Here is a 10,652-nt window from a genome sequence, read left to right as displayed (position 1 = left end):
CAGGGGTCAAGGCCCGGGTTCAAGGCCTGCCGTGTGCCGGCGTAGACCCGTTCCGCGCCCCTACTCAGCGCCTCCTCGACCAGCGCCCTCCCAATGCCGCGGTTGGCTCCGGTGACCAGGACTGTCTTGCCCGTGAGTGTCATGTGTGCTCCTCATGAGGTGGAATCGAGCTGTCGATGGTGCAGACACCACGCTGCGGAGGAATTGGTCGGGCGTGGAGCGCCCAGTTCTCGGCCGGCCCGGTGTCAGAACCGGAGAAGGGCTGGCAAGAACTGACACCAGGTGGGTGATGAGCCGTGACAGCGAGCGAGCTGATCGCGAGGGCGCGGGCCGGTGATGGCGAGGCGTTCCGGCGGCTGACCGAGTTGCACATGCATTGAGCCTTTGCCAACCTGATCATGCGCTGGCGATCATGAGGGTCTGAACTGCGGCGATGAGCCGGTGGGCGGTGTTCGGGCTGGAGCGGATCTTCCGCAGGACCCGCCAGTTCTTCAGCTCGGCGTTGGCCCGCTCACCGGGTCCACGGCGGCGGGCGTGGGCGGTGTTGACGTCCTTCTGGTTCCGGGACAGGCGCCGGTAGCGGCCGGTGCCCAGATCCTTCCGACGGCGCCGCTGCGGAACCGCGACCGTCGGCCCGGCGCCCTGATAGGCGGTGTCGGCCGCCGCGGGGATCTCGTGGGTGGCCAGCGCGTCGATGATCCCGTGCTCACGGGCAGCGCCCATGTCATGTCTCCCGCCGGGCAGCGGCGGCGAGATCCACACCAGCCGGCCGATCGGGTCGGCGACGACCTGCACGTTCAGCCCGTGGGCCTTGTGCTTGCCGGAGTAGAAGGCCCGGTCATAGCCCGATGTCATGCCTACCCGGTCGATGCGCAGCAGGGTGCCGTCGAGGATCACGAACGCCTTGCGGCGGGCGACCTCGATCGCCTGGGTTCGGCGCTGGTTGCGCTGCGCTCGCAGCGCATCGGAGAGCACGCCGAGGGCGCGGCTGGACACGGTCATCCCGGACGGGTAGNTTGCGCTGCGCTCGCAGCGCATCGGAGAGCACGCCGAGGGCGCGGCTGGACACGGTCATCCCGGACGGGTAGGACAGCACGTTGAAGCTCCTGGTGGGACGTGTTGATCTAGGCAATCGCCCGTCTACCAGGAGATTCACCCATTCGACGTCACGCCACGCTGCACACCGCTGACTGCCCGCCCAGGTCGGCAAATTCATTCGTTACTTCTGGCGTCATGGCGCGCCAGCAGGTATCCGGCGGGCGGCTTGCCTGGCGCCGGAGCAACGATTCGCAGGCGTCCGAGCTCGGCGAAGTCGTGCTCGCGCAGTCGGTCGGCGAGCGCGTCGAGGGTCCACAGATACGCCGGTGAGGCTCTGTGGTCGTACGGGACCCAACCGTTGGTGTCTGCGGTGTCGGTGATCTGCACACCGATCAGCAGGGGTCCGCCCGGCTCTACCACTCGGGCGAACTCGGACAGGACACGCGGAAGCAGGTCCGGCGGCGTGTGGATCAACGAGAAGTGCGCCAGGATGCCCGCGATCGACTCGTCCCCTGCGTCGAGATGGAGCATAGAACCGACCTCGTAGCGCAGGTCGGGACGATACCGGCGGGCGATCGCCACCATGGCCGGTGACAGATCGATCCCGTAAGCCCGGATACCGGCTCGATCCAGGTGATCGGTCCACTGTCCGGGACCGCAACCCGCATCGACCACAGCACCCACCGACCCACCGGCGCGGACGAGGTCGGCGAAGGCGTTGATCATCCCTGCTGACAGCGCATCGATGACTTGGTCACCCTGTCGCACCATGTCGTCGTACAACTCGGCGACCTCGTCGTAGTCTCGACGGGTCCGATCCAACGCTTCGTTCTCACTCACCCGCCGGACTCTAGGGAACAGGTCGGACGTAGGAGTGTCGGACACTCCAACCGCGAAGGCGACGCGATCGATCCGTCCGCCCAGGACGGTGGGCACCACCTTTACCACCGCCCCCACCAAGCTGTCCACGACGGCCGCAGCGCTGGCACATCCACTCCCGGGCCGCACGCCACGCGCACAACCGCTGGCCAGCCCCCTCACCAGGTTGGCAAAGGCTCACTGCCGGTCGGACTTGGGCTCGGCGGCGAGGAAGCCCCGCACGGAAGCCGGGCCGCACATCGGGTGACCCCACTGTGCTGTCGGGACGCAGAGGGCGTGGCTCTCGGCGATCGGCTTGCCGAGAAGCTCCCCGAGCGCCGAGCGAATGCTTGGGTTCGTGACGCCGCCCGACGTGAGCAAGAGTTTCAAGGCGCCTCCGAGTTCGCCACGGAACCTGCCTTCGAACACCCTGACTGTGCTGGGACTCGGAGTTCAGCACCTGTCCGGAGGTTTCCTCAGGTCACCAGGCGCGATTGCCGGAACAAGAATACGCATGTTGCGGCGACCGATGTTCTCCGCGCGCACGCCGAGCAGTAGCGCTTCGAGCGCCGCGCCGCCGGCAAGGACTGGACCGACACCGGGTACGTGTCACGCGGCTGGACGGACGGCAGCTGCCGCTTCCGGAAGCTCTGGAAAGACCGCCAATCGGCGCCGACTCGCGCGCGTCAACGCACGCAAATGACGGCTCCGTGAGAGCGGGAAACCGCAGCTCAACGGCTCACAGCAGGCTCCGGGCGCGCATGCAATCTCTCGCGCAAAGGGAGCACCGTCAGCGACCACTATCCGCATAGGAACGAACGACCGAGCGATAGCCCAGGTCAGCGGGTGGGCCGCCTGGGGATCGAACCCAGAACCCGCGGATTAAATGAACCACGACGCTGCATTACATCCGAGCAACCACCGATCGACCACCGGCTCCGCTGGCGAGCACGCCAGCCGCGGCAGATGAGGGCGTCCAGCGAGGTCCGCCAACCCGGGTCATGCGGCGCATTAAGGCCTTGTCAAACGACGACTCTGGCGGCGCTCGATAGAGCATAGTTCCGGCTAGTCCGCGGGCGCAGCACGCCGCTTCACGACTCACTACTCAATGTGGAGACAACGTGTCGGTTTGGGACGTACTGGAAGACTCCCAGCGGCTTGCCTGGTCGTTGACTCCGCTCTCCCACGTCGGCCCGCTGAGGTTCGGAATGACCTCCAACGAAGCCCACGCCGCTGTCCAGGTCGGACTTCGCCTCTCGCAATCCCAGTCGAGCGCCTCGGGCAGCGACGGCTGGGCGGAGTACGACCTCGTGGGTACGGCGGCGATCGGCCCTGCGGTGACCACGTACTACGACGAATCAGGTCGACTCTCCGGGCTCGCCGTCGACGCACTCCGCGGACCCCAGGTGACGTTGGATGGCCTACGGCTGGTGGGCCGCACGCCTTCCCGGCTCGAAGACGAGTTTCACGACTACGTGACATCCCGCGGCCAAGAGGTGCGCTACTCGCAGCTGGCCGATCCCTGGGCACCGCAACTCGGGCTGGTCCTGCGGGCGCAACGAGCCGGAGACGTCGTGCTGAGCCGACCCGTCGTTGTCGCGCAGACTTGGGCCGAACGCTGCGGCGACACGACCGAGGGCGCGATTCCGATGACGGAGTGGCAAACCTTCGCGTAATGGCCGCGCCCCCAGCGCTGCAACACAACCCGCACGACCGAGCAAGCCGGACAGGGGCGTACAACTGTCAGGAGCCGGTCGGCAGTTGCGCTGTGCAGGCGTCGACGATCACGGCGGTGTCCCAGTAGAAAGGACGAACCTCGGTAATTCGCCCGCCCTCAACGGTAATCGTCTGCAAGATCGGGAAATCGAGTCCGCGTCCGGTGATTCGGGCACGTGCGTGGACGTAGGTCAATACGACAAGTGGAGTGGTGGCGGCGAGAAAGTGCTGCTCGACCATCTCGAAGACGTCCCACGTCTGGCTCATAGCGAGGAAGAACCGTTTCATGCCTTCATGTCCCCGCCAGGTGCCCCCGTACGGGAGGCTTGTAGCCTGGTGAAGTACAACGTTCGGCGAGAAGAATGGTTCGAGCGGCGCAAAGTCCGCGGCGCCTGGCCCGCCTGCCGCGAGGTACTCCGTTTCGGCCGCGTACATGCCTTGTAGCACGGCCAGGTCGGTCATTGTCGAACGCGTGATCATGCCTAACACATTGGCCGATAACATCTGGACGCGCTGGCGGAAATCGGTCGTTGCGCTCGTGGCCGCAAGCGACTGATTGCCGCGCATCGGCACAGCCGCGCGTCGGCGACGGACCGACGCGCGGCTGGCTGCGATCGAACGCGAGTTGGCGCCTACCAACGAGCGCCTGGGAGTCGAGCCGCTCCTTCCTGACTCGGGCGGCGTTGGGGAGCATTGCGAAACGGGCGGATCCTGGCGGCGATTGAGGATTGTGTCCTAGATCAGGGGTCAAGCTTTGTGAGGCGAATCTGCGTCATGTTGGTTCCGTCGGCTTCTCGGCGAGGAGGATCCCTATCGGTCGGGGTGGCCGACTTGCAGATTCGCGGAGTACCGGTAGTTCTTCGAGGGTGTGGTCGCGGGTCGGGACAAGCGTGCCGTCGACGAATCGCGATCTGGTCGATGCGGTGCCGACGGACCGGTGCCAACGCGAGTAGCGGGCCGATCGTGTCCAGTACCTGGCGCACGGCGGAGTTTGAGACGCCGAAGAGCGGCCCGATCTGCCGCATCGTCAGGTTCGTCCGCCAGTAGGTCGCTACCAGCAGCACCCGGTCGGGCAGCTCGAGCGCCCGTTGCCTGCCGGGACGCCCATCAGCGATCCCCTCACCACCGCGGCGGCGACCGCACCAGCTCGCAGAACTGGCCCTGGGTCAAGCCGGTGATCGGCTCGATCCACTCCCGGATCGAGGCGGTGATGACCGGCGACGACACTAAGCCATCCCGCATGATGGCCAGCCACCGAAGCCAATCCAGTTACAAGACGACCCCTAATCTATGAGCAGTTCGACCGGGATGTTGCCGCGAATGGCGTTCGAGTACGGGCATACCTGGTGGGTGGCCTCGACGAGCTCGTGAACGACATCCCGGGGAACATCCCGCGGCAGCTTCGTCCGCAGAGTGACTTCGAGCCGGAAGCCGCCCTGTCCATTGGGGTTTAAACCGACCTCGGCGGTAACAGACATGCCCGCGACATCAATCCTCTTGGCCTGTGCAACGAGCTGCAGAGACGTGGCGAAACATGCGGCGTAACCCGCCGCGAAGAGTTGCTCAGGGTTGGTGCCGTCGCCGGTGCCCCCCAGTTCCTTCTGGAGAGCCAGCCCGACGTCCAATTTGTCGTCCGAACTGAAAGCGCGGCCGTCGCGGCCGGTAGCGGTGGCGACGGCGGTGTACAGGCTCATCTCCCGTCCTTCCGGGGAATCGATCGGTCAATCCGTTGGCGCACTCAGCGTATGAAGAGCACGAGTCGGCCCCCAATGGCCTTCTGTCTTCATTTCATGTCTGATCGTCTCGTTCAACGGCAGCAGGGGATACGATCTGGCGATGGACGTGCTCAGCGACGCGATCGGCGTCATGCGGACCGGCCGTCCCCATTCGGCGGAGATCTGCAAGCGCGCTCCGTGGGGGGTGCGGGCTGACCCGTTCTCCGGCGCCGGCTTCCATGTGGTCTTGGAAGGGACGTGCTGGTTAGTCCCGGAAGAGGGCGCTGCGATCGCCTTAGGCGTGGGCGATGTGGTGTGTCTTCCGCACGGATGCGGGCACGCCCTGGTTGACAGTCCGTCGACGTCATTGGCGGGCGCGCCTTCGGGCTCACTGCAGGAGATCAGGCCGAGCGCCGACGGCGGCGGCGGCGGCGCTGCGACGGTCCTGCTGTGCGGCGCCTACACCCTCGACCGCACCCGGCCGCATCCGTTGTTCGAGGAATTACCCGAGGTCATCCACGTACCGGCTCGTCTCGGCCACCGTACGCCGCTGCATGCCGCCGTCAACCTGCTCGGCGACGAGGTCGCCAACCCCGGCCACGGATCCGAAGCCGTCGTATCGGCCCTGCTGGACATGATGCTGCTCTATATCTTGCGAGCCTGGCTCGCGGAGCAAACCGACGACGGCAAGTCCACCGGGTGGGCCGCGTCGTTGCGCGACGCGGCGATCACCACCGCCCTGCGCCACATCCACCAGGAGCCCGCCCGGCAGTGGACGGTCGAAACGCTGGGCACCAAGGCGGGATTGTCACGCGCAGCTTTCTCCCGCCGGTTCACCTCGCTGATCGGCAAACCACCGCTGGGATACCTGACCTGGTGGCGGATGACCCTGGCCGCACAGTTACTGCGAGACAGCGACCAACCGCTGCTCACCGTCGCGCAACGCACCGGGTATACCTCCGAATACGCATTCGCGAAAGCGTTCAAGAGGGAGCACGGCCTGTCCCCCGGCCGATACCGCCATCACACCCGGACCTACTAGTAGGGCATCGAACAGTTCGGCATGGTCGCACTGGATATTCCGCCGACGGCGGACCTGCCTCGGATCCGCATGTTGCTGGAGCACGGCGAAGCCAAAGGGTGGTGGCACTGGGAGGAAGGGTCCGTCGCCGCTGACTGGACAGCGACAGCCTCGGACTAGGGTCGTTCCCGCGCCGGCCTACGGGACAGCCCGCGTGCCTCGTTCACCTGGCACGAATGCGCCGCGTTCCTTCTCAACCGTGCCGAGATGGACGAGGAGATCCCAAGCGGGAGCCGGCAACGACGACGCGACCGCGACGCTCGTCAAGGTCTACTTCGCCGAGCAAGGCGTGTCGCGGAAGTACGACGTCAGCCTGACTGACAACCGGCTGGTGTAGGCACGCGACGATGCCGGTTTCTCGCACGCTGCCGACGATCTCTAGTTAGCCGAGCACTACGCGGCATTAAGCGATCGTCTGGTTTCAAATCCACGCCCCGCTGGGCCGAGCATACGGTGAACTGCAAATCCGGATGTTTTTACGGGACGAGTAGAAGGCGGAGGCCGTAGGGTGCCGCTGGGACCGTGAGCGGCCCGACAAGGTTGGTGGGGATCTCTGGACTGCGCCTACCCGCGCCAGCTCGCTGACTTCTACCTGGCACTACTCGGTGGAAGACAGCTGTGGGCGAAGGAGTCCAGCGTCGGGATCGAGGTCCGCGGCACCGTACTGGTAATGCAGCGGGTCGCGAGCTATGTCCCGCCGGTCTGGCCGGGGACGTCGATTGTCCACTTGACCTCACCGCTGATGATCTCGGCGTCGCCGCAGAGCAAGCGATCGCGCTGGGAGCTACTCTCCCGGCGCAGCCGGACCCACGCTGGGCGAGTACTGCTCGATCCGGCCCCAACCAACGCCGAGGTCGCGGCGACCCTGGAGGCACTGGTCGAACTGGCCCAGGCGCTGCCACCGGCCAGGTGACGCCACCCGAACGATCGTGCCGGGCACGCCTACGCTCTGGTCCGGCCACCGGCGCCGTCGTCAGCTGGCCGAGCCCCAGTCCCCATCGTGGATCCAGGCGGCGGCGCGTAGTCGGGCATCGCGGGACACCACAGGCACAGCCGATCGAGCTGGGGAAGTGCGGTGCCAACTACGGCCGGCATGACTTGTGCGTGCGGCGGTTTGGGGAAGGTTTGGCACTTGGCTGTGGAGCGGTGGGACGCGCTTCGCGAGCGGAGGTTCGGCCGCTGAAGGGCCCGTTTCGGTGCGGTTTGCGCCAGCCATCTACCATGCGTCGAGATTGCCGATAGATGAATGCGACCGCCTGAGGTTGTTGATCGATTGCCTGGGGCTTGGCACCGGGCTGAGGCTACGAGGAGTCGAACCAATGGGCTGGTTCAGGCGGTTATCGGGCCACAAACGGTCATCCGACGACTTGACGGCGGATCGGGACGCGTTCGACAAGGCAAGCTCCCGTAGCGAACCGATCGACTTCGTGGACTGGCTCGCACAGATGGTGGCTGCGGTGCAACGTGGCGATGCCGAGACCGTGCGGCAGGGTGGGGCGCACTACACCACGTGCCCGAAATGCTCGGCTGTGATCCACGCTATCGACGCGTGGCCCGACGACATGAAACGGGATTCCAGCGGGTACATGAATGTCGGCTGCCCGCAATGTGCTGCACTGTGGTGGAAGTATTGAACTACACATTGACAGGAGCTGGCCGGTTGCCCATCCCTGGGGACTGGCGCCTGAACTTGCGAAGGTATCGGCACGTTTGTGTACGCAATTTGAATGATAAACGGAGTATCCAGCTATCGGCAAGGCGGTACGTAAGCTCTTAGCGTAGTGACGCGCCAATAATGCTGGTCAGAACATACTATCGCCTTGGACAGGTCACCGCCCCATAGCTCACCGAGGCCTTCGCCGCCCTCGCTCAACAGCGCAACCGCTACGGCGAACCGCTCGCCGGCTCCACCCTCCACCGAGTGAAAGCCACCCTGCGGGGCGGCGTTCAACGCCGCGATCCGAAGGCCTCGTCACCGACAACCCCGCCCGACGGATCGAACTCGCCCCGCCCGGCGCCCGCACGCAGTGGTCTGGACCGAACCCCGCGTCCAGACCTGGCGACGCACCGGCGAACGTGAACCGGTCACCGTCTGGACCGCCGAGCAATTCGCCACCTTCCTGCAAGGCACCAACACCGACCGGCTGCACGCCCTCTGGCACCCGATTGCCCTGCGCGGCCTGCGCCGCGGCGAAGCCGCCGGCCTGCGGTGGTGCGACCTCGACCTCGGCGCCCGTCAGCTGATGATCGCCCAACAGCGCGTCGAGGTCACCGGCGCGATCCTGGTCGGGGCACCCAAGAGCGCCGCCAGCCGCCGCACCGTCGCTCTCGACCCGCACACCGTCGCGATCCCCCGCGCCCACGCCCAGCAGCAACGCTTCGAACGCCGCGCCGCCGGCGAAGCTTGGACCGACACCAGCTACGTCTTCACCAAAACCGACGGCCCGCCACTGCGCCCGAGCTACATCACCAACCGATTCCGGCTCCTGCGCAAGAACCTCGGCCTACCACCAGGACGTCTGCACGACCTCCGCCACGGCGCCGCCAGCCCCGCACACTGCGCCGGCGCCGATCTGAAACTCATCCAAGACCAGCTCGGGCACGCCAGCATCGTGCTCACCGCCGACACCTACACCAGCGTGCTCCCACCCGCCCTGCACAACGCCGCTGCCGCGACCGCCGCGGCATAGGAAGACGTTGTGCGTGTCGTTCAGGGCGTTAGGAACGTCCTCCTGATGCGCTTGTTGGGCTTGGTGTCCCATCGCAGGAGGAGGACGTTCGGTGAGAAACGGTAGCGGCATTTCCCGGGGTGATCGCAACCGCAACGCGCGGCTGGGTCGGTTACGAGCTCTGGTGCCGGTGTCGAATGCGATCGTCGGGATTGATCTGGCTGATGCGAAGCAGATGGTTGTGGTGTGCGACCACGATTCGCAGGTGCTGGCGCGAAGAACGTTCCGCTGCCCGGCGTGGAAACTGGGAACGGCGCTGGATTGGGCGGCCAAACAGGCTGGCGCGGCGGGCTTCGCCGGGGCGACGGTGGCGTGTGAGCCGACCGGTCACCGGTGGAGAGTGCTCGGTCAACTGGCTGCCGAGCGCGAGATGCCGTTCGTCTGCGTGCAGCCGGTCGTGACTTCCTGGGCGCGCCGCAGCGAGGATCTGACCTGGGACAAAACCGATGAGAAAGACGCGGTGCTGATCGCGCGGCTGACCGCGCAGCTGCGCTGCTACGTTCCCGAGCCGGTCGACGAGGAGTGGGGCCGGTTGCGGCATCTGGGCGCACGGCGGATGCAGCTGCTGACCGAGTCCGGCCGGCAGGTGCAGCAGGTCCGGGCGTTGCTGGAGTGCGTCTGGCCCGCCGCGTTGCAGGCCGCGCGGCAACCGTTCCGGTCGGTGACCTGGACCGCGGCGCTGTCGGTCCTCTTCGATCGTGATGGCGGGGACCTGGCGCGGGCGCGCCGCCTGGGCCTGGAGCGTTGGGAGACCGCGATCCGTCGGGAAGTCGTCCGCCGTGGGCGGACCCGGCCTTGCCTGCGCATCGCCCGGCTGCTGTTCGCCGCGCTCGAGGATTCGGCCGGCGTGACCGCGCACCGGCGCGGCGCCCTCGAGCGGGTCGGGTTGATCCTGAGCGACTGGCACGAGACCCACCGCCGGCTCGAGGACGTCCAGGCGCGGATGACGGCCTTTCTGGACCATCATGGACTGACCGGCCTGGTCGTCTCGATTCCCGGGATCTCGCCGCTGGGTGCGGCGGCCATCCTGGCCGAAACAGGCGACCCACATCGATTCGCCTCCGCGCGGGCGCTGGTCAAACACGCTGGCCTGGCCCCGCGGGAGAAGCTGTCCGGCGCGTTCGTCGGCCGCACCAAACTCACCGGCCAAGGCCGCCCTGGACTCCGGCTGGCCGCCTGGCGCGCGGTCTGGGGCGCCCAACGAGCCAACCCCGTCTACGCCGCCCGGTTCACACACCTGACCACGCGGGAGACCAACCGGCTCAGCGTTACTCAGGCCCAAGCCGTGATCGCCGCCGCGATCCTGCGGCAGCTCCACGCCGTGGTCACCACCGGCCGACCCTGGGACCCGCGCATCGCCGCCCACGGCACCCGAACAGCCCAGGTGGCGCCGCTGGCCGCCTAACGCCCTCGGCAGGCGGTCGCTCTCAAGCAGGGCCGGGGCGAGCCCCACGCGGCATTGAGGAACCCACGGGTAACCTCGTCGCTCATCATGGGCAGCCCCTGCCCGTCGTC

At 66.8% G+C, this 10,652-nt stretch carries 11 protein-coding genes and 4 pseudogenes; 8 read left to right on the top strand and 7 right to left on the bottom strand.

Going from position 1 to position 10,652, the window contains the following annotated elements:
• From ABEB28_RS42085 to ABEB28_RS42070, 4 genes and pseudogenes are all read right to left on the bottom strand, one after another.
• A pseudogene (locus ABEB28_RS42085) lies at positions 1–143 on the bottom strand (short-chain dehydrogenase); the annotation flags it as partial.
• 253 nt (positions 144–396) lie between these two features.
• Positions 397–1,096 (bottom strand): annotated as a pseudogene (locus ABEB28_RS42080) (transposase family protein).
• 116 nt (positions 1,097–1,212) lie between these two features.
• Positions 1,213–1,878 (bottom strand): class I SAM-dependent methyltransferase, encoded by a 666-nt coding sequence (locus tag ABEB28_RS42075; RefSeq protein WP_073255678.1) that lies wholly within the window; start codon positions 1,876–1,878, stop codon positions 1,213–1,215.
• Between the two features lie 231 nt (positions 1,879–2,109).
• A pseudogene (locus tag ABEB28_RS42070) lies at positions 2,110–2,286 on the bottom strand (Type 1 glutamine amidotransferase-like domain-containing protein); the annotation flags it as partial.
• Between the two features lie 818 nt (positions 2,287–3,104).
• Between ABEB28_RS42070 and ABEB28_RS42065 the strand changes: the two are divergent.
• Complete coding sequence (locus ABEB28_RS42065; RefSeq protein WP_345733921.1) at positions 3,105–3,572, top strand: hypothetical protein; 468 nt, start codon at positions 3,105–3,107, stop codon at positions 3,570–3,572.
• A 67-nt stretch (positions 3,573–3,639) separates the two neighbouring features.
• Here ABEB28_RS42065 and ABEB28_RS42060 read toward each other — a convergent pair whose 3' ends face one another.
• The 3 genes and pseudogenes from ABEB28_RS42060 to ABEB28_RS42050 all read right to left on the bottom strand — a co-directional run bounded on the left by ABEB28_RS42060 (position 3,640) and on the right by ABEB28_RS42050 (position 5,306).
• Positions 3,640–4,179: a nuclear transport factor 2 family protein gene (locus ABEB28_RS42060; protein ID WP_345733920.1), complete on the bottom strand. Its 540-nt coding sequence runs from the start codon at positions 4,177–4,179 to the stop codon at positions 3,640–3,642.
• A 261-nt stretch (positions 4,180–4,440) separates the two neighbouring features.
• Positions 4,441–4,854: pseudogene (locus ABEB28_RS42055) on the bottom strand (transposase family protein); the annotation flags it as partial.
• Positions 4,855–4,895: 41 nt separating this feature from the next.
• Positions 4,896–5,306: an organic hydroperoxide resistance protein gene (locus ABEB28_RS42050; RefSeq protein ID WP_345733919.1), complete on the bottom strand. Its 411-nt coding sequence runs from the start codon at positions 5,304–5,306 to the stop codon at positions 4,896–4,898.
• A 142-nt stretch (positions 5,307–5,448) separates the two neighbouring features.
• Between ABEB28_RS42050 and ABEB28_RS42045 the strand changes: the two genes are divergently transcribed.
• From ABEB28_RS42045 to ABEB28_RS42015, 7 genes are all read left to right on the top strand, one after another.
• A complete protein-coding gene (locus ABEB28_RS42045) occupies positions 5,449–6,369 on the top strand; it encodes an AraC family transcriptional regulator (RefSeq protein ID WP_345733918.1) in 921 nt (306 codons plus the stop codon).
• Between the two features lie 21 nt (positions 6,370–6,390).
• Positions 6,391–6,528: a DUF4265 domain-containing protein gene (locus tag ABEB28_RS42040; RefSeq protein ID WP_345733917.1), complete on the top strand. Its 138-nt coding sequence runs from the start codon at positions 6,391–6,393 to the stop codon at positions 6,526–6,528.
• A 79-nt stretch (positions 6,529–6,607) separates the two neighbouring features.
• Positions 6,608–6,745, top strand: coding sequence for a hypothetical protein (locus ABEB28_RS42035; protein WP_345733916.1), 138 nt, complete (start codon positions 6,608–6,610; stop codon positions 6,743–6,745).
• A 333-nt stretch (positions 6,746–7,078) separates the two neighbouring features.
• Complete coding sequence (locus tag ABEB28_RS42030) at positions 7,079–7,321, top strand: hypothetical protein (protein WP_345733915.1); 243 nt, start codon at positions 7,079–7,081, stop codon at positions 7,319–7,321.
• 406 nt (positions 7,322–7,727) lie between these two features.
• Complete coding sequence (locus tag ABEB28_RS42025) at positions 7,728–8,042, top strand: hypothetical protein (RefSeq protein ID WP_345733914.1); 315 nt, start codon at positions 7,728–7,730, stop codon at positions 8,040–8,042.
• Between the two features lie 393 nt (positions 8,043–8,435).
• On the top strand, positions 8,436–9,098 hold the full coding sequence (locus ABEB28_RS42020; RefSeq protein ID WP_345733913.1) for a site-specific integrase: 663 nt from the start codon (positions 8,436–8,438) through the stop codon (positions 9,096–9,098).
• A 91-nt stretch (positions 9,099–9,189) separates the two neighbouring features.
• A complete protein-coding gene (locus ABEB28_RS42015; RefSeq protein ID WP_345733912.1) occupies positions 9,190–10,542 on the top strand; it encodes an IS110 family RNA-guided transposase in 1,353 nt (450 codons plus the stop codon).
• Positions 10,543–10,652 lie beyond the last annotated feature (110 nt).

The organism is Cryptosporangium minutisporangium, assembly GCF_039536245.1.
GTDB lineage: Bacteria > Actinomycetota > Actinomycetes > Mycobacteriales > Cryptosporangiaceae > Cryptosporangium > Cryptosporangium minutisporangium.
The sequence above is the reverse complement of the archived record's forward strand: the minus strand, read 5'-3'. Positions and strand labels throughout refer to the sequence as shown.